This is a genomic window from Paenibacillus sp. J2L1-98, from assembly GCF_056269405.1.
In genome coordinates this window covers 292,850-317,754 of the sequence record NZ_JBWDNW010000006.1, presented here as the reverse complement: position 1 = coordinate 317,754, position 24,905 = coordinate 292,850, and the positions used below count along the sequence as shown (strand labels likewise).

Sequence of the window (24,905 nt, the reverse complement as noted above, 5' to 3'; positions counted from 1 at the left end):
CATACATTGTAATTTATGTGATCTATATTCGTTTCAACCTTATTCATTTCCTTTTGAAGTATCACGCTAATCTGCCCGTTTATAACGAAGGGCTATCACGCGGTAGCCCTTTCGGTGTTCAACTATCGTTTCCCGTTAGCCATCCATGCCGCTCACGCGACACCGCAGATTATGGAAGTAATTGCGTTCTTCCATGGGAGCTCAATGATTAATTAGAATTATCGTCAGTAAGGCCATAGGTATTGTTAATTGCCGTGGAATAATTATCCCAATTAAAATAGAAAGGGCCTATGTCTATTTTTTTATTCTCACCTTCTAATATAAAATCTCTCCAGATGACAATATCCCCCTCTTTATCAATCTTAACTGAAATAAATCCACATTCCTCATCTCCACACAAAGGACAGACTAAAATGGGATACCTAAAGTACAAATATTCGTGGGGTTGCCTTAAAAGAAAATAATCAATCATTTGCCGTTGATTATCACTAGTGCCCCAGCCAAAAGCGGGGACCATGTCATATTTCCGGAATCTATTGTATATCGATTTGCCATCAACAATAATGTCAGCAAATTGAGTATTCTTATTCCCAGCTTGGTTTGAGTCAAGCTCCTCATATCGGCTTGAGAGTTTAGTGTCTAAGTGATTTATTATTATCATTCTACCCCCCACTTATTGGACAAACTAATATTTCTACCCAAAATTATAACACTATTTTTTGACCTGGTGCATTATCGTATCCTGCCAGTTACTTCAATGAAAAAAGAGGAGCTGCATCGCTGCAAGCTCCCCCACTATCGTACCAGTTAGCTTAATAAACTATTGCTAAGTCATGACTGGCTTCTTTAGTTTTTCAGCCGATATCTATGCTCTTCCACTCCATTGTGAGCCGTTCAAACACAACAGATATCCCGTTGAAATCATTCCAATTCTGTGGCAAATCCACCTTTGAAATCACTTGGCTTAATTCTGAAAGAATAACTTTTTCTTCGGCAGTTAGAGCTCCTTCTTTACTAAGAATATTAATTGCCTTTACAAACCAATCGGAGAAACTGAAAAAAACATCATTGATATTCTGCCTGGAATAATTCGAAATAAGGGTAACATAATCCTGCCAAGAATTATTGGCATCTGAGAGACTCTGAAAAGCATATGACAAAGAGATTTGCTGATTTCTTCGTGTTTTTAGGTCGTCCCATTGATTTTTTTTATTGATGTTTTCGAATGCCGCTGCAGCACTTTTTAAATAATGAACTGCGGTATACGCTGTTCTTGTAACGTGTTCCTTGGCTGTTTTTTGTTCCATACGCAATTGATAGTTCTGCCATACAGCCAATCCAATAATCATTAAAAACAAAATAATTATCCCATTTCGTTTTGTTAACATATGTACCTCTTCTCGAAGCGGTATGCTTATGAGTTTTTTGATGCTCAGCGATTCAGTTCTTTACTTTAGCATGTTAACTTTCTTACTGAATACATGTATCATTTTCCACTAAACTATCCATTAGCGGAGAAGGCTGCCGATCCATTGCTGTAGAGAGTTTCAAGATCACCTGGTTGTAACGACCGATATGAAAACATAAACATTCTCCTCGATTCATGAAATCAATTAAGTATACGCATTTGGTTTTTTTATTCATTAAGATTTAACGAAAAAACCTCTTGCCACTTAATATTTTTGTAACCAATACTTTTATAAAATTCGTGAGCGTCTTTTCTCTGTCCGCCAGACCTTAATCGCACCTCTTGAAATCCTTTTTTTCTAGCCCATTCTTCACATCTTCGCATTAATTTTTCTCCAACACCTTTCCGACGATAACAATTATCTACTACCAGCCCGCCAATTTCTGCGAATGAATGTACCTCGATTAAATGTCTTCCATGAACATGAACCCAGCCAGAAATTTCGTTACTATTTATCTCCATAACATAGATTGCATTATCATCATTTAATAATAATTTCTCCAACCGTTGTAAAACTTCATTTTCTGAAACTTCATAGCCAAGTTGTGAGCATAATCTCGCTATTTCAATCGAGTCCTTTATTCTTGCATCTCTAATCAATGAAACCCCACCTTTATAATGAATCTTACAATCTAACACATGTATTATATGTTGGATAACTCCCCCGATAGCAGAGAGGGCTGCCGATCCAATTGGTGTCAGCAGCCTTCCCTGATGTTTATTAAGCTATAGTTACCCGTCCCTCGTTTAGCATAATCACTTGTACAATTCATCAATCGTCCCATCTAAAACATGGTTAACAAAAATCGGAAGCTTTGTAACTAACTTATTCCACTTCGTTCCTTCGAAACAATCCCTTTTAAACATCTGCCTGATAGTTGAGAAAGACTACATAACTCTCGTTTCCCGTAATGTACACAATAACCTATTGAAACTCAACCGGCCCAGACTCTCTTTATAATCGGTGATATACCTGCAAAATGTAAATGGTAGACATCAGGATTGGATAATAATTGCCACTCCTCAAAACCGAATTTGTTTTCATAATACTTTAACAGCAAGGACATTAAGTTTCCGTGAGTAACGATAACTACATTGTTGAGCCCACAATTTTTCACATCGTTAATAACAGATAATGCACGATTCATCGCGGCGATACTTGATTCGCCGCCCTCGTAACACAACTCAAGGTCGGCAAATGTATTACGAAGCATTTCAAGCCAGTTAGGATTATTTTCCCCGCATAATATTCTTTCTGACAATCGATCATCGGTCATTACTTTAATCTGCAATTTCTCCTCTAATGGAGAAATGGATTTGAGTGCCCTGAGATAAGGGCTCGAAATAATGCTTCCGATATTTTTATCATGCAGAAATTCAGCGAGTCTCCCAGCTTGTAAATAACCATCGTCGGTAAGATCCGCACTTGGTGATTGTCCTTCCGCCTTACAGTGTCTTACTATGTAGATATTCAAAATTACCCTCCGTTTTCATAAAAATAATGTTCATTACCTTCCGTTGATTCTCCGCCCTTATTATGCTTTCCTTTGTCCACGGAGGTGGATTGGGATAATTTACAATTTCGTCACAAGACAACCAAAATAAAATACCTCTTCAACCTCGTCAGGACTTTTGCTATGTGCTGTTCCATTTCCATACTCGCAAACGAGCTGGGAATGCAAATTTCATTAATGGAATCTCTTCAGGCCTTAACTTAACCAGTCCAAGTTCCGACAAAGAATATAACAAGATATTAGGGGGAGATAAATTTGTCACCAAATAAAAGAAAAAAAATATACAAGTCACGCGCGCTTCTGGCGATTATGGAGCGGATCTCGTTATTTCTAAATCCGGAAAAGAAAATATTGTACAAACCAAACGCTGGCGGCTACATGTTCGTAATCATCGCGTTACTATTCGCGTGCATCGGCATATTCGCGGGCTCAGCGGCGGGACTCTACGCCGTCCTCGAACTGTGGTTCGGTCTTGGCATAACTTACGCAGAATGCTGCGTAACGACCGCAGTCTTATTCATAACAGCGGTAATCTTAATGTTTAAGGATGCGCGTGAACTTGAGGAGGATTAAATGCAATATAAGCGTCTGTCTTTTACTACTGTTTGAACCCGCTCAATAGTTTTTCACAGTCAGGATATCAGGTATTCAGGTAAAGGGAGTAGGTTATGAACCTGCTTCCTTTAGTTTCCTAATAGCATAACAACTTGAGTTGTAAAACCTCAAAGGCTGGCTTGATCGTAGAAGTTAATAAGACTGGGCCAGACGAAATCCAAGGTCATCTATACAAAATGACGGATGACTACGACGACGACATGAAGCCCCACAACCCCTGGCCTCTTCAGCCCAGCTGCCTCCTCGAAAAATTCGGTAGGACCCGTATACTTGTTCGTCATATAAATCCCAACACCACTCCCAAACATTTCCTAACATATCATACAGCCCCCATGCATTCGGTTCCTTTCTTCCTGCTTCATGTATTTTGCTTCCTGAATTTTCATTATACCAGGCAATCTTATCAAGCTCTCCGTATCTATAACCAGTCGTCCCTGCTTTACATGCATATTGCCACTCTGCTTCTGAAGGAAGCCGATAGCCGTCTGATTCCCAATCACAAATAATAGTTTCACCATCATTACTTATAGAATAACACTCCTTCAGTCCAGCTTTCTGTGAAAGGAGATTACAGAAAGAAATTGCATCATTCCAAGAAATATTCACAACCGGTTTTAGATCTCCGTCAAACGAATTAGATGATTTATTTGTAATAGCATAGTATAGTTCCATAGTTACAGGATACCGGGCAAGAAGAAACGGTCTTATTTCAGCTTTCCATTTGCTTTTTATTCTATCGTCTCTTAATTCTATTTCTCCCCCTGGAATTTTTACCATTGGATAGTCAATATAACTCTTTATTTCATTGGACACTCTACCTTCCTCCTAATGATCTTTATTTTACAAATTTAACCATAATTAGCGCCGTTAAATCAATACAAAAATATGCAAGAACATTTTCACCTCAAAAGAAGCCTGTAACATCAAGTGATGATACAGGCTCCCTGCATTATTATTAAGCTATCTTACCCGAGGGAGTTTAATGTACTGACTTCAGTTGAAAATGTTTGTATAGGCCCTTCCCAGTCATCCTCTCGAACCTCCTGAAAGTTGTTGTTTGTATATTTTCCAATTGTCTTTCTCCAAAAGATTTGAGCTGGCTTATTAGTTTCAATTTGAGCAACTTTCCAAATACCGCTGAATTCATTAAATAATTCATAAGCTGCTTGTTGACCTACCCCAAGTTTTCTATATTTTTTCATTACAAAGAACTCAGCCAAACAATAAATGAATTGGTTATGTTCGTTAGTACCCAGCTCTCTTACTAAAGCAAATCCTGCCAGTTTTCCATCTACTCGAATAAAAAATGGATGCCTGCCTTCTTCAGTCCAATAATGATCCAGATACATATAATCATATAAGCCGTTTTCATTAATATCTTCAGGATCAAACTCACTGAAGTCATATTTATAGAGCTCTAAGAGATTCCTTAAAGCCGATTTCTGATCATATTCGACCTTATATATAGCTATCATTATGTATTTCCTTCTTTCGCCATTAGTCGTATTTAATATAAAAAATTTTACAATGAATGATCAATAATACTGACCTGTTATGTTTTCATCACGAGAATTTGCGGCAGCTAGATTTCTTTTCGATTGCTATTATACAAATCTGCCATAAACTTCATAGTAAGAGCGCCTCCTTGATGGTATTGGGTTCACCCGTGCACAAAACCATCATACCGAGGAGGCGCTCCTTTAACAAAGGCCAAATCTAGGCCCTGCAGGAATGTTTATACCAAAGATTACTTTTGTAATTTAATTTCGTAGGAGCCGGGTTTAGCCCCCGTTCACATGGATCGTTTCCAGCCCTTCATTGACGGTCTTCATGATATTGACCATATCCGTATAGGGCTGATCCTGCTGGTTTACCAGGCCTGTATTGAAATTCTCGCTGTCTTTTCGCCCTGTAACCGCTTGATCATAGTACGTAAACCAGCCTGATCCGACATACAGCGGATGTGCCGTTTGGCTCTCGATAAAAGCTTTGTAAGCCGATCCTCTGTCCGCTATGCCGGCTGTGCTTGTAGCCGCATTGATAGGCGATAACCCTCGCTCGCTTGTGCTAAATGTATATTCCAGATTCAACAGCGGTTTTCCGAAAGCTTCATATCTGGCAAGCCAGCCCGGATCATTCGTATAATTATCTACGGAAAAAGCATCTACAAATTCCATGGCGGCCGAATCCCAATCCAGACTGGTTCGCCAGGTGGGAACGATAGAAGAGCCTAAGAACAAATGGTTCTTGTCATATTTTTCGATAATATTACGGATCGTCGAGAAGTACGTTTTGGATGCCAGCTTGATATAGTCCGATACATCCGCAGCCGGAACTTTTGCGATTGCAATCGGAGTATTCTTTAATGCGTCAAATGATTCGGCGCTCGTGCCAAGAAGCTGGTTGACGGCGGCAATGTCATTGTTATATCTTGGCGCAAGAAAATCCACAAAGGCGCCCTTCGCCGCAGAGGTCGAATCATAATTCAAAACCTCTTTTACAATATCGGTCGTCCATCCGGCCTCGTTATCGTAAGTGTAGCCAATCAGCCACCGGTCATTCCTCGCCTTTTGAAGCTGTGCGCTTACGGAGTTGTCGATAATGGATTCAGCCTGCGGATCGAACACATCGTAAGTCCATTGAATCCTTTTCAAAGTTGACGGATCTTGCAGAACCTCTATATAGGGAAACGTGACATTGTTAGGTCTGGTCCACTTGCTAAAGGCATTAAAGCCCCAATTGATCAACCGCTTCTTGGTGATTTCCTCCCACTTCGACTCATAGTTGCTGCCGTATTTTTTCATGACGTTGGCGATGACGAAGCTGACTCTTTCGCCATTTAAGTCATTGGCGTAAGCGGGAGCATAAACACTCGGATCGGGAAGCTCCTCGAACACTTTCCGGGGAGTGCCGTCCGTTTTCCTATACGGCGTTCCGTAACCCCACTCCCATATGCTTGCCGCATCCACGCCCTTTAAAATGAATTTATAGCCGTCCGGCGTAATAAACCACCATTTATTATCAATTTGTTCAAGCCGGAAAAATCCGGTGTATTGGTACAATCCTCCGCTTTTAATCCCGCCGTACTGATCATATTTGCTTCGGTTCAGCATAACTTTCTCCAGCGCTTTCGCCTCATTCGCATATTCCTGCTTCAATTGCGCGTCAGTTGCAACCTTTCCCGTCCACGTTTCATAAATCCACTGTCCGTATTTATCCGCCATTAAAGCGTCTTTCTTAAGCTCAGCCTGCATCTGCTCTGCGGTAAAAGCAGGAGCCGGATTCTGCCCTTCATCGCCTGCGCCTTTATAAATTTGCACTTCCGAAAGCGGGATATGCTGAAAGGAGTGCGACCGCTTAATATCGATAACAATAAACCTTGCCGTCTTGTTGTTCATCGGGATGTTGACTGAATAGTTCAAGGCGGTTCCTGATTTTACATGCTTGCCGGCAATATAGTAATAATCCGTCTCAGCCTCGGGGCGGTATTTGACCGTAAATTGATTAAACCCCCAAAAGCTGTTGGGTGAATTCAATATGATGTTTATACTGTCCAGCGGATAGTCCTTCAACAAGTCAAACACCACCTGCACCGTTCCTTTGGCGGTCGCGCTTCCCATCCATCCGGCATAGGTCGTCGTTAAGCCGTCAAAAAGTATGCCCCCCTCTGACGATACCAAGCCGGTTGCCCCTTTGTCGGGAATATTGCCTGCATCCGGGGCAGGGCTGTAATAGTAGTTTCCGGTTTTAAGCTGCGTTCCTTCCGCGAGGGCTCCTCCGGCAGGGATGAATGACGATACCAGCAGAATTGCTAGAAATAGTTTAAAAGCATTGCCTCGATAACATCTGTACCATTTACTCATAATTGACCTCCAACTTATTAGTCATCGACATTGTTGAGACGGTTAATCAATCCTGTAAAGCGTTTACATACAAATTACCTCACTGGCGCATTAGATTAACCGTGAGAACCGTGTCGTTTATGTATGTGTACGCTTACACAATTATAGATATCCTTTTTATTTTGAAAAATTAGCCATTTTTAATATTAAGAAAAAACTCAACTTTCGCTCTGCGAAAGTTGAGTTTCTTAATACTAACCAGCCCGTTAGCATAATAAAATGAGCAGGTCACCGCTATGCCTGCTCATCATGTGTGTTATTAAACTCCCTCGATACGATATGATTTTCTCACGAATGCTCGTTTATACGCAGGATTTCGCCCGGTTGGTATGGGGTGAAAGACAAGAAGGGGAACTCCGTGTTAGACTTCGGCAACATGAAGGCGCACGGGAATAGAGGGGAATAGGTCAGTGCCATTTGGTTGAATATATCCGGTACTCCGTGCTTTCTTTGAAATCCTGCGAATAAGCCAAAACTCGTACAACGAAACGGTTGAATATAAGTTAAGCTGCCTAGCTGAATAGGCAGCGTTTTAGGAGGGGTAATGTGTGAGATCGCCATTCATTTGCGTTCCCCAAAGAAAAGCCGACTCACTCGTTTAGAGAAGTCCTCTATTCCAAAACTTGCCGTATCTATCCGGTTATACCAGTTCGTAATGGTTTCCAAGATCCATAAAGGTACCTGTACATCGCATATCAGAGGATAAACATGTTTGTATGTCCATACCAAGTGTTCCCATCGACTATCGTTTCCTTCCTTGATATACTCCGATACATCTAGAACTTTCCCTCTCCCCTCTTGCAAAAGAACATTTTTTAGATGAATATCCCTTGGGTTCAGCCCCTGACTTCGGACAAACTCGCGGGCCTCCTCAACGTCTTGGATCACTTGCTCTGGAACACGGACACCTTGTAGAAGACAATCATATAAGGTAACTCCTTGTTCAAAACTTAAAACCAAATAGTTAGGTCCGGCTCCATAACATCGGGGGAAATACTGCGATCCTTTTAAGCGTTTGTATATACCTGCTTCCACTTCCTTTTTGTCTAATGCCTGAGCGGAATACACTTTATATGCGTAATTAGGGGTGCTCGGGTAATAAAAGACCGCGGCATCCGTTCCGATCCCGATGCAACGCAAATCTTCTGCAAAACCGATGACGGAAACAGGCTTATTGTTTTCATGACCAACGACCTCAATATCCCTCAATGCTTCCTCAGCTTGTTTCCAATCTGAAATCATAACATCTTCTCCTTGTTGTTTTGGCATTATTTTCGCCGACGGATCCATTTCCCTATTTTAATCCATACTTAGCCAGCAATGCACAAATCAGCACGGTAGCATAAGTTAAGAAAAGGCAGCCGAATGACCGACTGCCTTTTCCTGCTGTTTATTGAACTCTCGTTACCAGTTTGCTTAATGACCTAAAAAATTGTTTTGTTATTTTGCTTGTCAATCGATAATGACTTTCTTCTCTGGCTCACGTAAAAACTCAAACATAAGTTTAATCTGTTTCAATGTGTTTCTTTCCAGTGAAAGATCAGGCAAAGCATGTTCGTCAAAAAAATCCACTTCGCTTGTTTCTAAGCCAGTCTTAGCTTCGCCGCCAACAATTTTACATTCTATAAAAAACTTGTATATATGATAAGGTTCAGGTGGATGATCATGATTTTTTTTATCCAAAACGGCTAGAAGCCGAACTGGAGTAACCGCAAATCCCGATTCCTCCTTAATCTCTTTTACAGCAACTTCGGTAGGTGAATGTCCAATATCCGCCCAACCCCCTGGTAGTGCCCATGCTCCGTCAATTTTTTCTCTTACCATAAGTATTTTGTTATTATTAAAAACAACACCACGTATATCAACCTTTGGTGTGGCATATCCCGTCTCATTTGCAAAAGAAAGTTTAAGTTGTTGCTTTTCAATTAATGTATAGTTAGAAAGAATATCTATGCTTATTTGTCTAAGGTCGTCATATCTTTCGATATCATACGGATCTTTTGTATACGTCAGCCCTATCTGGGCTATTGCCTGTATTTGTTTCGCCCATTCCAACCACTTAATCTCCAAAATTTATTTCCTCCGTCTCAATTAGTTCTATAAATTCAATAATACTTTATTCCACAATTACAAGATCCTTATCTTCACACCATGCAATAACTAATTCCTTTATCTTTTTTTCTTTGAATTTATACCATTGTTTTTCGACGTCATGTTCAATGATTCCGTCTTTAAATCTTCTAAATGCCCCTCTTCCTTGAATAGCTCCAAACAATTCTTCTCGAACCTCTGCTTCGCTTAATGTCCCGATAAAATCTTCTATTATTTCATACTCATGGTACTCGTTTCTTAATGTGAAATCGAGATAAATCTCGTCTTCATCCTCTATAATATTTATTGCTTGTTCAATGTTCTCTCTCTGCCAATCCGGATAATTTTCAAGTGGATCTTCATCTTCTGCCGCTCTCATCTCTTCTCTCGATAATGTTATAACTTCTCCTGTCTGGGTGTTAATATATGTAAGGGTCTCGTCCATTTGAATTTCAATTTCAGTAATTAGATCATCTAATTTAACCGCTGCTTTTCTCTTCATTCCACATCTGTCCTTTCATTGAAATTCCTTCTCCAATATAGTTTATTCAAATTACCGGAATAAATCAAAGAGGAGCTGCTTTTTAAAAATGCAACTCCTCCTCAACTATTGTTACCCGTTAGCGGAATGAGGTTGGCTTTAACGTTTTAGATCAGGAAACTTGTTATTCCAAACATAAATTTCAATGAATGGATAAATTAAAAATCAAGTGGAAATGCTACTCCTAACAATAAGGGGGTGGATAATAATGCCAAACAATAAAATAGTTGTTGAAACTGATGATGATCAAAAAACAGCTTATGAAGATACCACTGCTCATGAGCGGACAGGCTTTATAATTGACGATACGGAGCAGTCAAGTAAAGAAAACAAGAACCAATCTGGTGAACTTAGCAATATCTAATTAAATAGTCCTTCAATTAAGCAAGGCTGCCCGTATGGCAGCCTCTTACTATTGAACTAATGTTTCCCCGTTAGCGGAATTCCGATTCCTCAGGCTATTAAACTATTTCTTCCTTCTCAATATCCTCACTGTATAATAAACCGCTATTCCAAGCAGCAACAATCCCGGCATTTTTACCGTTCTCCAAATTGAGCTTGATTGATCTCCAAATGAAACTTTATGCTGCAGATAATCAACTGATTCGTATGACTCAACAATTTCCGGAACAAATTTCGCTGTATGATACATCCCTTGAAGAATCTGAAAAGCATAAAAAATAATTACAAATGTTAGTCCTAAAGCGACAGCTCGAAAAAAATGTTTTTTCATCGTTACCTCCTTATTTTCAACATCTCCATTTTACCATATATTAGAGCATAGCAAGGATGTCGTTTGCCGGCAGTCTGCCTTTGTATAGCTGCTCATCGAGCTCTTGTGTCCCGTTAACTGAATGCCACATCATAGACTAATCCTTTATTTTCTCTGATCCATTAAGCCACAAAAAAGCCCTTCTTCGAATTCAAATCGAAGAAGGGCGCTAACTATGGAAGCATTATACATCAAGCTTTAAAAAGAAAATAACAGCCGTAACTGTTATGATGCTTAAAATGGTAGAAACGAACACAGACTGCGAGGCGAATTCCGACTCGTTATCGAATTCCACCGCAAGCAGCACGCTGCTGAGAGAGGTCGGCACGGCCGAGGATACGATCAATGCCGCTGCCGTCAATTTATCCAGTCCCATGAGCCAGACGATCAGCCATGCCAGCAGCGGTCCGGCAACGAGCCTCAGCATAGCCGACAAACTTACATCAATTAGAAGGGACCGTTTGATTTTCCACTCCATATTGCCAAGCTGAACACCGAGCGTTATAAGCGCCGTTCCAATGAATGCACTCGATAAATAGTCGACCGGCGTAGCTACAAACTGAGGAATGGTGACATGGAGGTTTCTTAAGAGCAGAGCAACCGGGATGACATAAATAACCGGCATCGAAAGAATCGTTCGCCAGATGGCACGCATATCGGCTTTGTGCGCATTCACATTGTAAATGCCGTACGTATTCGGCACGAGCGATTGCATCATCATAATGATGATCTGTATGGCCAGCGTCTTCTCGTTTCCCGCAAAAGCGAGCTGGTTGAGCGGGATGCCATAGTTTGCGCTATTGTAGAACAGCACGCTGTTCCGCATCGCGCTTTTCATGCCCGGACTATATCCTCTTATTCGTATGGCCACTTCGACAATGATATATTGCGCCACCATAAACAACACTAAGAAGAACATAATTTTACCGATTAGCGAAGCTGAGATCGCCGTATTGTACAGCAAATCAAACATAATGGCCGGTGAAAACAAATAAAAATTCAATTTGGACAGCGTCTTGATGTCAAGCTGAAAAGCTCTTTGGATCATAATGCCAAGAGCTATCATAATAGCCATCGGCAGCACATTCGTCAGTAAAATATGGAAGAAAATATTCATTGCTGCATCTGCTTCTTTCTATTATAAATTGTGAATGATCCGGGATGACCTTTTTGATTCGCTCCACTAATTTTAATAGGTTTGTGCTCAATTAAGCAAGCAAACGTTTTGCCGTCATATTATAAGCAAAAAAAGACTCTTTCAGAATGCAAATGACTGCAGGGGCTCTTTTCGCTACCAGGCCTATCATCGTACATCCCCCGACGGTGTAATTCGATTTTCTGAAACTATTTGCAGATCGTTATCCGATAACAGCGTTTTAGTTTGATTTTGCCTAATTATATAGCGTATTGGGAGAGCAGCATCTAAATATGGACCGATTACGTTCGTAAAATAGAGCTAATCCGCCCTACTCGCACACCGAGCGCGATTTAGTTTTATGAAAAGAAACTAAATCACGTTTTACATTGTCGAATCGGCCGCATACACCAGCCATCCCGGAATGAGCTTTGAACAGTCTTGAGGCCGGGCGGCTTTCGCTTGCCTATCATTTGCTTAAGAAAGCAGCAATCGTTCGAAATGAAGAAATGGCGTTACAGGACTGAACTGTAACCCGTGGAATGGACACTTTGAAAAAAGTGTCTATTTCACGGGTTTTTGTGCTTTAATTAACATACTAAATAGAGCGGGGTATAACTTTCATCATGTCTAAACGCAAATGTTTTACACCAATTCAGATTAAAATACTTGAATCAAATCCCAATGTCGTGCACGTTTCAGAGAAAGCAATCACTTATAGCCCTGAGTTTAAACAGTACGCAGTAAAGGCATACATGAGTGGCATCACACCTATGCAGATATTCATTGCTGGTGGATTCGAAACCACAATAGTTGGGACAAGAAATCCTAGAGCCTCTCTAGAACGTTGGTGGAGATCGTACAGAGCTTATGGAGAGGAGGGATTATTAATGGATCGCAGAGGCAAAAATAGCACGGGCAGGCCCTCTTCTAAGGAGCTAACCACAGAAGAGAAGCTTAAACGTGCTGAGGCTAAAATAAAGCTGCTAGAAATAGAGAATGAATTCTTAAAAAAGCTCGAAGCTCTAGAAAGGCAGGTGAAGCGCAAAAGCTAACGCCTGCAGAAGCCTTTGCAGTCATTGAGGCTACTATTCGCAATTCCAATATGAAGGGTTTAACAGGGTATCTATGCACCCTCGCTGGGGTAAGCCGGAGTGGATACTACCGTTGGGTAAAAGCAGAACCTTACAGGCAAGAACGTGAATATCAGGATGAGTCGGACTACGAGCTCATAAAGGGGCATTTCATTTCGCACAACAGCAAGGTGGGAGCCCTTAGGATTAAAATGCATCTGGAGCGTGAAAATGATGTTATCATGAATCATAAGAAATTTCGTAGATTGATGCGCAAGTATAACTTAGTTGCGAAAGTACGACAGGCTAATCCATACCGTAAGATAGCTAAAGCTTCACAAGAGCACAAGACGTGTCCGAACCACTTGGATCGTAAGTTTAATCAAGGGGAACCAGGCAAGGTGTTACTAACCGATATAACATATATGAGGTATGGTCAATGGGCGTACCTCTCCTGCGTGAAGGATGGAGCGACGAAGCAAATACCTGCACATGTTTTATCCACCTCATTGGAACTCAGTATTACAGAAAAGACATTAGAGCTGCTCTTAACAAATTCAGATTACAACATTCATCCTGAAGCGATCCTTCACTCAGACCAAGGTGTGCACTACACTCATCCTGTGTTTCAACAGAAAGTAAAGAATGCAGGATTCACACAATCCATGTCTCGCAAGGGTAACTGCTGGGATAACGCGCCCATGGAGTCCTTCTTTGGTCATATGAAAGATGAGTTGGATTATGAGGACTGCCAAACCATAGATAAGCTTCGTCAAAGAGTTAACGAATACATCCTAATGTACAACACATCTCGCTCTCAATGGGGATTAAAAAAGATGACTCCTGACGAATACAGGAGCCATCTACTTTCTGCTTAACACTTTTTATTTAGTGTCCTTAAATGGGGTTACAGTTCCCCCCTGCACCGCCATTTCTTCATCTATTCGTATCATTGCTGATCGAAGCGAGCTGTCTCTCGAGCAAGTTACTACTTTGGCGACAGCCCCCTCAGACCGTTCACGCCTCTACAGCTGCTGTTCCTGCTGATATAGCACAGTCGACAAATAACGCTCGCCGTTACTCGGAATAACAGCAACAACGCGCTTGCCCGCACCCAGCCTCTGAGCGAGTTGAATCGCTGCGTAGATGGCTGCTCCGGAAGATATACCGCCTAGAATGCCTTCCTCCTTGGCCACTCTTCTTGCCGTTTCGAAAGCATGCTCATTGCTGACCTGAATAATTTCATCATAAATTTTCGTATCCAGAATCGAAGGCACAAAACCTGCTCCGATACCTTGAATTTTGTGCAGGCCCGGCGCCCCTCCAGACAGAACGGGGGATGAAGCCGGCTCAACGGCTGCAATTTGAATATCCGGGAAGCGATCCCGCAAAACTTCGCCCGCGCCTGTGATCGTGCCGCCGGTACCGACGCCCGCGACGAAGCCGTCGAGCTTGCCGTCCAGCGATTCAATCGCTCTTATAATTTCCGGCCCGGTCGTTTCCCGGTGGATTTTCACGTTGGCCGGGTTATCGAATTGCAGCGCCGGAAAATAATCAGGATGCTTCGCCTGCAGCTCCTGCGCTACCCGAATCGCGCCCTTCATACCTTCAGCTCCTGGCGTAAGCACGATTTCCGCGCCATAAGCCCTCAGCAGATTACGTCGCTCCAAGCTCATCGTTTCCGGCATAACCAGTATCGCTTTATAGCCTCTGGCCGCCGCAACCAAGGCGATGCCGATGCCTGTATTGCCGCTTGTCGCTTCAATAATCGTATCGCCCGGCTTCAGCTTCCCTTCGCGCTCCGCCTCTTCAATGATGCTGATCGCAATTCTATCCTTTACGCTGCTGCCCGGATTAAAAAACTCCAGCTTCAAGTAAATTTCCGCGCTGCCGTCCGGCACCGTCTTGTTTAATCGCACCAAGGGCGTGCTTCCTATCAAATCGGTAATATTGTTGACTACGAGACTCATCTTATCTACCTCCTATTATGATGAAATGCCCTGCGGCATGTGCCGAAATCGGTAAATCGTAACTACTGCCGATTACACCGCGATATTGCCTTGCGAATGCTCATACAGCTCTTTATAATGCCCGTCATGTTCAAGCAGCTGCTGATGATTGCCCTGCTCCACGATTTCGCCGCGGCTCATTACAATAATGCGGTCCGCCTGCATAATGGTAGACAAACGATGAGCAATGACGATCGTCGTCCTGTCCTGCGAGACGACGTGGAGAGCATTCTGAATCAATTGCTCCGTATGAGAATCCAAATTGGCGCTCGCCTCATCCAATATAAGCACCTTAGGCTTAAAGACGATAATTCTCGCAAAAGAGATCAACTGACGCTCGCCTGCAGATAGACCGCTGCCACGCTCTGACAGCTTGGTATCATAGCCGTTTCTCAGCTTCTTAATAACCGTATCCGCCCCGACAAACTCGCAGGCGCGAATGACCTCCTCGCGCGAAATCGAGCTGTCGAACATTCTTACGTTTTCAATTATGCTTCCGGAATAAAGATATGGCTCCTGCTGCACCAGCCCGACTAAACGGTGCAGTGTCGCTTGCGGGATATCTCTCACATCCGTCTCATCGATCCGGATGCTTCCTTCCTTCACATCATAAAATCGGCACAGCAGGCTGATTAACGAGCTTTTGCCCGCCCCGGTCGTTCCTACGACGCCAATGAGCTCGCCGGAGTTAATATGCAAATCCAAATCGCGTATTATTGGTATACCTTCCTCGTAGGAGAAGGAAATACGGTCAAAGTCGATACGGCCCTTCACCGAATCCAAGCTAAAGCCGGGCAGCGAAGCCTGGCGTTCATCCGCTTCATCATCCGTTTCCGGCTTTTGCAAATCCACGGGCTCCAGCTCGCGATCCGTAACATCCGGCTTATTCGCGAACACGCTCCAAATTCTTGTAATGGCGACAGTTGCGGACTGCAGCGTATTCCACTGCTGCGTAATCGTATTAATCGGTTGAAAAAACTGGCGGATATACGTAATGAACGCATACAAGACGCCGAATTCAAGATGCTGGCCGAGCACGGCGTTCCCGCCGACCCATGTAACGAACGCAATCGATAAATTGCTCAATATATCAAAGGTGCGGCCAAATATGACATTCGTCCGGATTTCCCGAATATTAGCTTTAAAATACAAGCCGTTGCGCTCGTCGAACTGCTTCTCCTGCTCCTTCTGTTGATGGAACACCTGAACCAGGTTCATCCCCGACAGGTTCTCGGCGACAAAAGCGACCAGACGGGACAGTCTCGTTCTGGCGAGCTGATAGGTTGTTCTCATAAAGGAGCGGAAGGCAATTGCGATACCCCATATAATCGGCAGCAAAATAAGACAATAGAGCGCCAATCTCGTATCGAGCTGAAACATCATGACGATGATAAAGATTAGCGTCAGCCCATCCCTGAACAGACTCAGCAGCACCTGATTAAAAAACTGGTTCAGCGCCTCTGTGTCGCTCGAGACGTGAGTGATGAGACTGCCGCTCGACATGCGGTCGAAATAGCGCATGGATTGCTTCAAAATATGGCCAAACAGCTGTTTCCGTATGCGCGACACGATGCTTTGCCCGATATTTTGGAGCAAATTGTTTTGCAAATACGTAAATAACAGGCTGGATAAAGATAATCCCAAATAAACGGCGCAAATCGTAAGCAGCCCTTTATAATCGTTTTTGCCGGACAGCAAATTGTCATCGATCGCGATCTTCATTAAAAAAGGCTGCAGCAAATCCGAAAGGATCGCGATTAGCGTACAGCAGAATACCAAGATAAACGCCCAAAGATGCGGTCTCGCGTAGCTGGAAAGCGTGCGAAAGGCCGATACATATTCCGGCTTCTGTTCCGGCAGGTTAGGATCAGCCTTCTGATCCGCCTGCCAATTATGAATGGCTTGTGCCGGTCGCATGTTGACTCCCCTCCTCCTGTATGGCATGAAGTGTCGCATAGAGTCCTTGCTGCTCGAGCAGCTCCGTATGCGTGCCCCGCTGCACAATCACGCCGTCATCGAGCACAATGATTTCATCGGCGTGCTTGATCGCACTGATGCGGTGCGCAATAATGATTGTCGTTTTGTTGTTTCTTTCGGTTTGGATCGCTTCAATAATATCCTTCTCCGTCACGGCGTCTACTGCGCTGACGCTATCGTCGAGAATCATAATCGGAGCATCCTTCATCATTCCGCGGGCTAAGCTGGTACGCTGACGCTGGCCGCCGGATAAGGTTAAGCCGCGCTCGCCCAGCCGCGTTTCAAACTTATTGGGCAAATCGACGATATTATTGTAAATTTGAGCAGACTTTGCGGCAGCCTCTACCGATTCAAGCTCCCGCCCGCGATCGGAGAAAGCGATATTTTCTCTGATCGTCGTGCTGAACAGAAAGCCGTCCTGGGGGACATAGGCAATCTGGTTCCGCAGACTTTCCATCGTCATCTCTCTCACGTCCGTCTTCCCGTACCAAACCGTTCCAGGCGGCGGATCGTACATACGGAGCAGCAGCTTCATGAGCGTCGTCTTCCCGCTGCCGGTACGGCCGATTATACCGAGCGTCGATCCCGGCTTAACGCTCAGGTTGATGTCTTTGAGCACAGCACCATCAGCTTGATCGTACGCGAACGACAAATTCCGGATCGTGATACCCGCATCAATCAGGTTTACAGCTTTAGCATCTTCCAGCTCTTCAATATCCGACCGCTGGGCTAGCAAACCATTCAATCGCTCCAGAGAAGCACGCGAGCGCTGAATCGAGTTAATGACATTGCCGATTTGTTGGAGCGGATTCATCAGCATGCGAATGTAGAGCGTTAAAGCGACGAAATTGCCAAGCGTAATCTGCTTCATAATCGTCAAATAGCCGCCAAAGGCAAGCGCAATGATCAAAGCGATCGCACCAAGAAACGGAATCAACGCCTGAAAAAAGGACGAAACGCGTACCAGCCGCAATTGATTGTGCCGGATTTGATCCACTGTTTTGCCAAAACGCTCGTTCATAATATTTTCCACCGCAAATTTCTTCGTTACCCGAATGCCGCCAAACTGCTCCTCCGCCGTTTCCGTCATCGTGCCGAGCGCTTCCTGCACCTCAAGCGACCTCTTTCTAATAATCGGCCCCAAATATACGACGATTACAGGGATTAGCAGGAGTGGAAATACGGAAGCCAAAATCAAATAATATGGAATGTGGCTGACAAGCATCATCGTAACAGCCGCTATGAGCAGCATCGATGCGTTCGCTGTCGAGTTGACTCCCATAGAGATCGACTCCCGAACCGCAGTCACGTCATTCATAAAATAACTGAGCAGCTTGCCGACGCCATTTTTTGAATAGAACCTTTCGCTCATTTGTGTAAAATGCTTGAAAAGCCCTCTTCGAACGAGAAATTCAAACTTTCTTCCCACATACATAACCAAATACATCGCTAAGCCGTTAAACAGCACATGACCAACGCCTATTAACAGCAGCAATAAGCTGTAGTCCACAATCAGCTTGCCTGTTAAGCCGCCGATTTGCAGCTTATCCGTAAACTGCCCCAATACCTTCGGATAAAAAACGTTAATCAAGTTAGAAATCAAATGGAAAAAGATCGATAACAGGTACACATACCACGTTTTCCGAAAAAAATCTGTCAATATTCTTTTTGATTTCAAAAAACGACCACTTCCTAGTAAAAGAATGTTTTACGATACATCCGTTTGCGGAAATTGCAATTCATAAAGCTGACTGTAGCGCCCTTGAAGGTTTAGCAGCTCATCATGCGTTCCGTTCTCTACGATCTGGCCTTGCTCCAGCACATAAATCTGATCCGCCTGCTGAATCGTCGATAAGCGATGGGCAATAACAAGGCAGGTACGGCCCTGCAGCAATTGCGCCAAAGCATCTTGAATGTATTGCTCCGACTCGGTGTCGAGTGAAGCCGTAGCCTCATCAAGGATAATGACCCGGGGATTTTTCAAAATCGCCCTTGCAATGGAAAGCCGCTGCTTCTGCCCGCCGGACAGCTTCACTCCGCGCTCGCCGATTTGCGTTTCATAGCCCTGCGGGAACGAATCGATAAAGCCGGCCGCATTCGCCGCATTAGCTGCAGCAACGACCTCCTCGTCCGTCGCCTGATGATTGCCGTAACGGATGTTCTCCCCTATCGTTCCGTTGAACAACACAATATCCTGCGACACGATTCCGATTTGCTCTCTGAGCGAGGCTAACGTAATATCTTTAAGCGAATAACCGTCAATCGTTATTTCTCCCGCCTGAGGATCATAAAATCTAGCAATAAGATGAGCAATTGTCGTTTTGCCCGAGCCCGATGATCCGACAAGCGCGGTCACCTTGCCCGCCTCCAGCTCCAAATGAAAAGCGTTCAAAACGGCTGAATCGCCGGAATAAGCAAAATCAATATGATTAAAAACGATATGCCCGCGCACCGGCGGCAGCTTAACCGCTCCCTTCTTCTCGACGATTTCCGCCTTCGTGTTCAATACCTCCATAATTCGTTCGTAGGCAGCAGCCGATTGCTGAATCGTATTCATAATCCGGCTAAAATGACGGACCGGATTTTGCAGCAGCCGCAGGTAAGCGATAAAAGCAACGATTGTGCCAACCGTCATCTGATCCTTCATCGCCAGCCATGCGCCGAATACAAGCACGATAGCGAGGCCGAGAAAATTTAGAAAATCAATAATAGGCTCATAAGCGGCCCGCAAGCGGGTCACCTGAATATTCGCATCCATATTCCGCTGGGTGCGCTCGGAGAACCGGTCCGACTCGTAGGTCTCGGCGGTAAACGCTTTGATAAGCCGAATGCCGGTCAGCGTGTTTTGCAAATGGTCGCTGACATCGGCAACGGACTCCTGTACGGTCCGGAACGAGGAGCGCATTCTTTTGCCGAATATTTTGGTCGTCAAAATCATAAACGGGAAGGTTGCGAGCAGAAGCAGCGTTAGCTTCCAATCAATCCAAAGCATATAAACCGCGATAGCCGTAAAGGTGAAGAAATCGGTAAATAATTGCATCATGCTGGAGGAGATCATTTGCTGAAGAATACTTACATCGTTCGTGACCCGGGACATCAGATCGCCGGTACGATTGCGGTCAAAGAAAGAAACGTCCAAACTTTGCATATGCCGGTACAGATCATTGCGAAGATTATAAAGCACTTTTTGGCCAACAGAGGCCATGAGGGAGGTACTGGTATAGCGCAGGGCGCCCAGCGCTAATGCCGCGCCCAATACCCCGCCGCCAATGAGAAGCAGCTTGCTAAATAGCTTATCCGGAATAATGTGGTCTATCGTATAACGGGTTAATTGCGGAACGATGAACTCCAGCAGCGAAATCGCGATAACGCAAGCAACGGCAGCGATCAGCGAAGGCAATTGCATTCGCGCATGGGCATATATTTGCGCGAACATGCCGTATATGCTGGCGGGCTTCGCCTTCTCTCCGGTTCCAAACCGCCTCATGCCGCCGCCCTGCCTAAACATAGGGGCGGAATTGTAATTGTCTCTCATGTCTGTTCACCCTCTTTGCCGCCGCTTTCCGCATCCGCCGCGATTTGGCGAAGCGAGAGGCGCAGACTGCCTAGTATGGTCCGCAATTGAACAGCCTTACTCCCATCGTTCACGACGGCTCGTTCTGCCGCCTTCAGCAAATGCAGCAGCTCTTTGCCGGCCGGAGTTAACCGGCGGTTCGGCTTGTTCCGGTCACATGGGGCGCCATCCTCCTCAACCCAGCCTTGATCCCGGCGATCGGACCCGTTAACGGCAGCTTCCTTCTCTTCAAGCAAATAAGCGCGGCCGTTATCCGTAATTTCAAATATTTTCTTGCCATCCTGCTTGGAGGATTCCACCAGTCCCTGATCGCGCAGCATTTGCAGGGTAGGATATATCGAGCCGGCACTCGGTTTGTAAGTGCCTCCCGATTGATCCTCAAGCGCCTTCATCATTTGATAGCCATGCATACTTTCCTGCTCAAGCAGCTCCAGCAAAGCATATTTCACCCCGCCGCGGCTGAAATACCGTCTGCCTGAACCGTAAGCTTCCCTTTCATTGGCATGATGCAAAAACAATCGTTCCTCTGGCTGCCATTCATCTTTCATTTCCGTCTTCTCCTCCGTTAACGATATATCGTATTACTTTAAATACTATACGATATATCGTTAATTGGCAATACTTGTTACGAAATCCACATCGCTCGCAGCCGGATTTTTTTCCATGAAAAAATCCAGTAAATAATCGTACTTTACTGGATTTTGTCTGATCATGGCCAAATGAATTAGAAACTTCCTCTGGAAGCAACAGGATCATTATCGATAACAGCCGAGATACGTTCTAGCGTATGTTCGTCAAGCACGATGCCCGACGCCTTCACGTTTTCTTCAACCTGCTCCGGACGGCTCGCGCCGACCAAAGCGCTGGATACGTTAGGCTGACGCAAAATCCAAGCGAGAGCCAGCTGGCCGACCGTAATATCCAGCTCGGAGGCGATCCCCTTCAACTGCTCAACCTTCGCCAGCTTCTCCTCTGTAATTTTATTTTTAAAGTTTTCATGCTTCGCCGCGCGGGATTCGTCAGGCACCTGATGATTCGTCCCGTATTTGCCCGTGAGCAGCCCTTGCGCAAGAGGCGAGAACACAACCTGGCCGAAGCCTTTTTTGATGCCGAGCGGTATAATCTCCTTCTCGATATAGCGCTCGAACAAATTATAGATCGGTTGGTTAACGACGATCCGGTCTAACAAATACTTATCGGCTATCGCAAAGGCTTCGGTAATTTGCGCCGCAGTCCATTCGCTGACGCCTACATAATGAACCTTGCCCTGCCTGACCAAGTCCTCGAAGGCGCGAAGCGTTTCTTCCAGCGGCGTCTCGGTATCAAAGCGGTGGCTGTAGAAAACATCCACATATTCGGCTCCAAGACGCTTCAGGCTTGCGTTCGCCGATTCGATGACATGCTTGCGGGATAGGCCGCGGTCATTCGGTCCGTCGCCGATTTTGCCATAAACCTTCGTTGCGAGCACGTAAGATTCACGGGGATAGGCCCGGAGAGTTTCTCCAACTACCTTCTCTGCCTCGCCCTTCGCGTATACGTTAGCCGTGTCAAAGAAATTAATGCCCAACTCATATGCCTTCTGAATCGACTTCACCGCGTTTTCTCGTTCCACATAACCTCCGTAGGTCAGCCAGCTTCCAAGACTGATTTCGCTGACCTTAAGGCCGCTTGCACCCAAATTCCGATATTTAACTGACATTATGATAGCCTCCTCTAATTTTCATAAATATTTCGCTTACTTTCCCCGCCGCCGATTCGCACCCGTTAACCGTTTTGCGATTTCAGCTTTTCAGTTTCTCTGCCTAAAGCCCAAATGGCTTTATGTGTGTTTTCCGGCTTTGCCAGCCCCAAATTTTCCCGGAGTGTCTTGCCTTCATATGCCGTACGGAAGAGTCCGCGGTTTTGCAGCTCGGGAATAACCTTATCCACGAAGGTTTCTAAGCCGCTGTAATAGATATGAGGCAAAATGTTAAAGCCGTCAGCGCCGTTATTTCTAATCCAGCTTTCGATGAAATCCGCTGTTTGGATCACGGAGCCGGTAAACGATACATGTCCGTGAGCAGCAGCGCTGCGGGCAAGAAACTGACGGATCGTCATTTTGTCGCGCTTGGCAGCATCAACCACGACCTCCTGACGGCTTGTGATGCCGGTCGTAATCGTTCCATAAGGCTTTGCCTTGTCAATCGGAACAAGACTATCGAGCGGATACTCCGACAGGTCGACCGTAAAATAGTTCGACAACCGCTTCAGCGCCTGCTTCGGATTCAACAACGCATTAAACTCGTCCTCGATATCCCGCGCTTCCGCCTCCGTATCGGCTGCGATGGGGCTGAGCCCGGGCATAATGAGCAGCTGATGCGGCGATCGCCCATACTTTTGCAATCTCGCCTTTACATCCGCATAAAACGCTTGCGCAGCCCCTAACGTTTGCTGAGCTGTGAAGATCACCTCCGCCGTTTTGGCTGCCAGCTCCTTGCCGCTTTCCGAGGATCCGGCTTGAACCAGTACGGGATAGCCCTGCGGCGGACGGGGAATGTTGAGCGGACCCTTCACGGAGTGGTACTTGCCCTTAAAGTTAATCTCGTGCACCTTGCTCGTATCTAACGTGACCTCCGTCTCTCTGTCATAGATAAGCGCATCCTCTTCCCAACTGTCCCACAGCTGCTTCGTTACTTCGACGAATTCGTCGCCAATCTCATAACGCTTCGTCACTTCGGGATGCTCGGGTTTATTGAAGTTTTCGGCATCGGCCTGCGAATGGCCCGTTACGATGTTCCATGCCGCTCTGCCCTTGCTGATGTGGTCCAGCGAGGCGAACTTCCGCGCCACATGAAACGGATCATTGTACGTTGTGCTGACTGTAGCAATTAGACCGACATGCTTCGTTAGCGCAGCCAGGCCGGAGAGGAGCGTGAACGGCTCCAGCCTCCTGCCGAGACCGGAATAGTTGTCCGCTGTGAACAAGGAATCGAACAGCCCTCTTTCCGCAATTTTTGCAATGTTAGCATAATAATCCAAATCCAAATCTTCCTTCGGGCTTGAATCCGGATGCTTCCAAGCTGCTGAATGATGCCCTGCGCCCCGTAAAAATACGTTAAAATGTGCTTTCTTGTCCCGTTTTGCATCACTCATTTATCAACCCTCATTTTCATTCAGATCATAAAAAAGGAGACCTAGCTTAAAAAAGCTAAATCTCCGGTGGTCCGGTCGTATTTAATTCCAATAATGTTTAGTTGAATACTATGAATTAATAGTAATACGCTGCTTTCACAATGTCAATGGGTCAAATTGAAGGTTACACGCCTATTTTAATCGAAAGCCTTGGCCAACGAGGAAATCATGGAGATGGCCACGAAGCCGGTTCGCTTTAAACCTTCTCAGCATTTCGCGCGACCATTTCGTTTCCTGCTCTCCGCCTTTGCCGCCGCCCTTGCGGGTCGCGTAGTATACGCGCGTGATGTCGTCATAAGCTTTTATTTCGCTCTCCAGCCCTTCCTCCCTGTACACTTCCTTGTGATAAACAGCCGCAAGCGGCAATCGGGGACGTATATCGGGCTCTTGATCCGGAACGCCTACGCACATGCCGAATACCGGATATACGAGTGGCGGCAGCTCCAGCAAATCGGTAACGCCTTGCGGATTGTTCCGGATTCCTCCGATATAGACCATCCCATAGCCAAGCGACTCCGCGGCAATTGTCGCGTTTTGCGCAGCCAAAGTGGCATCGATCGTACCGAGAAGAAACAACTCAACGTTTTGGTGAAGCTCCACATCCTCATGCAAATTCGCCGCAATGCTAACTTTTTTCAAATCGGCGCACCATACGAGAAAGACGGGACTTTCAATGATATGCTGCTGATTTCCCGCTAGTTCTGCGAATTTCCGCTTCCGCTCCGGGTCTGTGACAGCCACTACGCTGTAAGCTTGAATGTTCGAGGAGGTTGAGGCTGCTTGGGCAGCCAATAAAATTTGCTCCAAATGGGACTCTGGAACCGGCTCCGGCTTATATTTACGAATCGAACGGTGTTTTTTCAATAAATCGATTACTTCGTTCATTGTTAATCCTCCTGTACTTTATTTAGCTTTCAACAAAAAAAAACCGGAGACACAGTTAAATGTTGTCTCCGGCCGTCCGGTAGATCGAATTCCGATTATTCCAAGGAATTTAATATGAAAAATAACATAGAAAATTTATCATGTAATCTTTTTTTTGTCAAGCGTTGTAATCCTCATT

General features: G+C 44.9%; 24 protein-coding genes. 4 read left to right on the top strand and 20 right to left on the bottom strand.

The window, feature by feature from the left end:
- Positions 1–208: 208 nt before the first annotated feature.
- The 4 genes from AC0YNZ_RS14935 to AC0YNZ_RS14920 all read right to left on the bottom strand — a co-directional run bounded on the left by AC0YNZ_RS14935 (position 209) and on the right by AC0YNZ_RS14920 (position 2,943).
- Positions 209–661, bottom strand: coding sequence for an oxidoreductase (locus tag AC0YNZ_RS14935; RefSeq protein ID WP_475827340.1), 453 nt, complete (start codon positions 659–661; stop codon positions 209–211).
- Between the two features lie 193 nt (positions 662–854).
- Positions 855–1,388, bottom strand: a complete 534-nt coding sequence (locus AC0YNZ_RS14930) for a hypothetical protein (protein WP_475827339.1) — start codon at positions 1,386–1,388, stop codon at positions 855–857.
- Between the two features lie 248 nt (positions 1,389–1,636).
- On the bottom strand, positions 1,637–2,068 hold the full coding sequence (locus AC0YNZ_RS14925; RefSeq protein WP_475827338.1) for a GNAT family N-acetyltransferase: 432 nt from the start codon (positions 2,066–2,068) through the stop codon (positions 1,637–1,639).
- A gap of 335 nt (positions 2,069–2,403) precedes the next feature.
- Complete coding sequence (locus AC0YNZ_RS14920; RefSeq protein WP_475827337.1) at positions 2,404–2,943, bottom strand: histidine phosphatase family protein; 540 nt, start codon at positions 2,941–2,943, stop codon at positions 2,404–2,406.
- A 294-nt stretch (positions 2,944–3,237) separates the two neighbouring features.
- On the opposite strand from AC0YNZ_RS14920, the gene AC0YNZ_RS14915 reads away from it, so the two are divergent.
- A complete protein-coding gene (locus AC0YNZ_RS14915; RefSeq protein WP_475827336.1) occupies positions 3,238–3,555 on the top strand; it encodes a hypothetical protein in 318 nt (105 codons plus the stop codon).
- 174 nt (positions 3,556–3,729) lie between these two features.
- Here AC0YNZ_RS14915 and AC0YNZ_RS14910 read toward each other — a convergent pair whose 3' ends face one another.
- The 6 genes from AC0YNZ_RS14910 to AC0YNZ_RS14885 form a co-directional block, all read right to left on the bottom strand.
- Positions 3,730–4,374: a formylglycine-generating enzyme family protein gene (locus AC0YNZ_RS14910; RefSeq protein WP_475827367.1), complete on the bottom strand. Its 645-nt coding sequence runs from the start codon at positions 4,372–4,374 to the stop codon at positions 3,730–3,732.
- Between the two features lie 188 nt (positions 4,375–4,562).
- The gene (locus AC0YNZ_RS14905; protein WP_475827335.1) at positions 4,563–5,072 is read right to left on the bottom strand and encodes a GNAT family N-acetyltransferase; all 510 of its coding nucleotides are present in this window, start codon (positions 5,070–5,072) and stop codon (positions 4,563–4,565) included.
- A 306-nt stretch (positions 5,073–5,378) separates the two neighbouring features.
- Positions 5,379–7,460: a hypothetical protein gene (locus AC0YNZ_RS14900; protein WP_475827334.1), complete on the bottom strand. Its 2,082-nt coding sequence runs from the start codon at positions 7,458–7,460 to the stop codon at positions 5,379–5,381.
- 600 nt (positions 7,461–8,060) lie between these two features.
- Positions 8,061–8,741, bottom strand: a complete 681-nt coding sequence (locus AC0YNZ_RS14895; protein WP_475827333.1) for a serine/threonine protein kinase — start codon at positions 8,739–8,741, stop codon at positions 8,061–8,063.
- A gap of 210 nt (positions 8,742–8,951) precedes the next feature.
- Complete coding sequence (locus tag AC0YNZ_RS14890) at positions 8,952–9,569, bottom strand: NUDIX hydrolase (RefSeq protein ID WP_475827332.1); 618 nt, start codon at positions 9,567–9,569, stop codon at positions 8,952–8,954.
- 46 nt (positions 9,570–9,615) lie between these two features.
- A complete protein-coding gene (locus AC0YNZ_RS14885; RefSeq protein ID WP_475827331.1) occupies positions 9,616–10,092 on the bottom strand; it encodes a UPF0158 family protein in 477 nt (158 codons plus the stop codon).
- A gap of 247 nt (positions 10,093–10,339) precedes the next feature.
- Here AC0YNZ_RS14885 and AC0YNZ_RS14880 point away from each other — a divergent pair, with 247 nt between their 5' ends.
- On the top strand, positions 10,340–10,495 hold the full coding sequence (locus AC0YNZ_RS14880; RefSeq protein WP_475827330.1) for a hypothetical protein: 156 nt from the start codon (positions 10,340–10,342) through the stop codon (positions 10,493–10,495).
- Positions 10,496–10,597: 102 nt separating this feature from the next.
- Here AC0YNZ_RS14880 and AC0YNZ_RS14875 read toward each other — a convergent pair whose 3' ends face one another.
- Together AC0YNZ_RS14875 and AC0YNZ_RS14870 are read right to left on the bottom strand one after the other, a co-directional pair.
- Positions 10,598–10,864 carry a hypothetical protein gene (locus tag AC0YNZ_RS14875; protein WP_475827329.1) on the bottom strand — a complete coding sequence of 89 codons (267 nt, stop codon included), beginning with the start codon at positions 10,862–10,864 and terminating at the stop codon, positions 10,598–10,600.
- Between the two features lie 223 nt (positions 10,865–11,087).
- Entirely contained in the window at positions 11,088–12,020 is a 933-nt protein-coding gene (locus tag AC0YNZ_RS14870) for an AEC family transporter (protein WP_475827328.1), read from the bottom strand.
- 644 nt (positions 12,021–12,664) lie between these two features.
- On the opposite strand from AC0YNZ_RS14870, the gene AC0YNZ_RS14865 reads away from it, so the two are divergent.
- The gene (locus AC0YNZ_RS14865; RefSeq protein WP_475827327.1) at positions 12,665–13,093 is read left to right on the top strand and encodes an HTH domain-containing protein; all 429 of its coding nucleotides are present in this window, start codon (positions 12,665–12,667) and stop codon (positions 13,091–13,093) included.
- Positions 13,042–13,989 carry an IS3 family transposase gene (locus AC0YNZ_RS14860; protein WP_475827366.1) on the top strand — a complete coding sequence of 316 codons (948 nt, stop codon included), beginning with the start codon at positions 13,042–13,044 and terminating at the stop codon, positions 13,987–13,989. The genes AC0YNZ_RS14865 and AC0YNZ_RS14860 overlap by 52 nt, the downstream gene beginning before the upstream one ends.
- A 147-nt stretch (positions 13,990–14,136) precedes the next feature.
- Here AC0YNZ_RS14860 and cysK read toward each other — a convergent pair whose 3' ends face one another.
- From cysK to nfsA, 8 genes are all read right to left on the bottom strand, one after another.
- Positions 14,137–15,081, bottom strand: a complete 945-nt coding sequence (gene cysK, locus AC0YNZ_RS14855; protein ID WP_475827326.1) for a cysteine synthase A — start codon at positions 15,079–15,081, stop codon at positions 14,137–14,139.
- 72 nt (positions 15,082–15,153) lie between these two features.
- Positions 15,154–17,037, bottom strand: a complete 1,884-nt coding sequence (locus AC0YNZ_RS14850; RefSeq protein WP_475827325.1) for an ABC transporter ATP-binding protein — start codon at positions 17,035–17,037, stop codon at positions 15,154–15,156.
- On the bottom strand, positions 17,012–18,775 hold the full coding sequence (locus AC0YNZ_RS14845) for an ABC transporter ATP-binding protein (protein WP_475827324.1): 1,764 nt from the start codon (positions 18,773–18,775) through the stop codon (positions 17,012–17,014). Before AC0YNZ_RS14845 ends, AC0YNZ_RS14850 begins: the two co-directional genes overlap by 26 nt.
- 30 nt (positions 18,776–18,805) lie before the next feature.
- Positions 18,806–20,632, bottom strand: a complete 1,827-nt coding sequence (locus AC0YNZ_RS14840; RefSeq protein WP_475827323.1) for an ABC transporter ATP-binding protein — start codon at positions 20,630–20,632, stop codon at positions 18,806–18,808.
- Positions 20,629–21,219: a PadR family transcriptional regulator gene (locus AC0YNZ_RS14835; RefSeq protein WP_475827322.1), complete on the bottom strand. Its 591-nt coding sequence runs from the start codon at positions 21,217–21,219 to the stop codon at positions 20,629–20,631. The genes AC0YNZ_RS14840 and AC0YNZ_RS14835 overlap by 4 nt, the downstream gene beginning before the upstream one ends.
- 176 nt (positions 21,220–21,395) lie before the next feature.
- Positions 21,396–22,370 (bottom strand): aldo/keto reductase family protein, encoded by a 975-nt coding sequence (locus AC0YNZ_RS14830; protein WP_475827321.1) that lies wholly within the window; start codon positions 22,368–22,370, stop codon positions 21,396–21,398.
- Between the two features lie 65 nt (positions 22,371–22,435).
- Positions 22,436–23,803, bottom strand: a complete 1,368-nt coding sequence (locus AC0YNZ_RS14825) for an LLM class flavin-dependent oxidoreductase (RefSeq protein ID WP_475827320.1) — start codon at positions 23,801–23,803, stop codon at positions 22,436–22,438.
- A gap of 171 nt (positions 23,804–23,974) precedes the next feature.
- A complete protein-coding gene (gene nfsA / locus AC0YNZ_RS14820) occupies positions 23,975–24,727 on the bottom strand; it encodes an oxygen-insensitive NADPH nitroreductase (RefSeq protein ID WP_475827319.1) in 753 nt (250 codons plus the stop codon).
- Between the last annotated feature and the right edge of the window lie 178 nt (positions 24,728–24,905).

What these genes read in the sequence shown, in the direction of transcription:
- AC0YNZ_RS14825 (WP_475827320.1), bottom strand. Translation starts at nt 23,803, where the DNA reads ATGAGTGATGCAAAACGGGACAAGAAAGCACATTTTAACGTATTTTTA.
- AC0YNZ_RS14900 (WP_475827334.1), bottom strand. Translation starts at nt 7,460, where the DNA reads ATGAGTAAATGGTACAGATGTTATCGAGGCAATGCTTTTAAACTATTT.
- AC0YNZ_RS14880 (WP_475827330.1), top strand. Translation starts at nt 10,340, where the DNA reads ATGCCAAACAATAAAATAGTTGTTGAAACTGATGATGATCAAAAAACA.
- AC0YNZ_RS14905 (WP_475827335.1), bottom strand. Translation starts at nt 5,072, where the DNA reads ATGATAGCTATATATAAGGTCGAATATGATCAGAAATCGGCTTTAAGG.
- AC0YNZ_RS14875 (WP_475827329.1), bottom strand. Translation starts at nt 10,864, where the DNA reads ATGAAAAAACATTTTTTTCGAGCTGTCGCTTTAGGACTAACATTTGTA.
- AC0YNZ_RS14935 (WP_475827340.1), bottom strand. Translation starts at nt 661, where the DNA reads ATGATAATAATAAATCACTTAGACACTAAACTCTCAAGCCGATATGAG.
- AC0YNZ_RS14835 (WP_475827322.1), bottom strand. Translation starts at nt 21,219, where the DNA reads ATGAAAGATGAATGGCAGCCAGAGGAACGATTGTTTTTGCATCATGCC.
- AC0YNZ_RS14865 (WP_475827327.1), top strand. Translation starts at nt 12,665, where the DNA reads ATGTCTAAACGCAAATGTTTTACACCAATTCAGATTAAAATACTTGAA.
- AC0YNZ_RS14870 (WP_475827328.1), bottom strand. Translation starts at nt 12,020, where the DNA reads ATGAATATTTTCTTCCATATTTTACTGACGAATGTGCTGCCGATGGCT.
- cysK (WP_475827326.1), bottom strand. Translation starts at nt 15,081, where the DNA reads ATGAGTCTCGTAGTCAACAATATTACCGATTTGATAGGAAGCACGCCC.
- AC0YNZ_RS14830 (WP_475827321.1), bottom strand. Translation starts at nt 22,370, where the DNA reads ATGTCAGTTAAATATCGGAATTTGGGTGCAAGCGGCCTTAAGGTCAGC.
- AC0YNZ_RS14910 (WP_475827367.1), bottom strand. Translation starts at nt 4,374, where the DNA reads ATGGTAAAAATTCCAGGGGGAGAAATAGAATTAAGAGACGATAGAATA.
- AC0YNZ_RS14850 (WP_475827325.1), bottom strand. Translation starts at nt 17,037, where the DNA reads ATGCGACCGGCACAAGCCATTCATAATTGGCAGGCGGATCAGAAGGCT.
- AC0YNZ_RS14930 (WP_475827339.1), bottom strand. Translation starts at nt 1,388, where the DNA reads ATGTTAACAAAACGAAATGGGATAATTATTTTGTTTTTAATGATTATT.
- AC0YNZ_RS14840 (WP_475827323.1), bottom strand. Translation starts at nt 20,632, where the DNA reads ATGAGAGACAATTACAATTCCGCCCCTATGTTTAGGCAGGGCGGCGGC.
- nfsA (WP_475827319.1), bottom strand. Translation starts at nt 24,727, where the DNA reads ATGAACGAAGTAATCGATTTATTGAAAAAACACCGTTCGATTCGTAAA.
- AC0YNZ_RS14895 (WP_475827333.1), bottom strand. Translation starts at nt 8,741, where the DNA reads ATGATTTCAGATTGGAAACAAGCTGAGGAAGCATTGAGGGATATTGAG.
- AC0YNZ_RS14885 (WP_475827331.1), bottom strand. Translation starts at nt 10,092, where the DNA reads ATGAAGAGAAAAGCAGCGGTTAAATTAGATGATCTAATTACTGAAATT.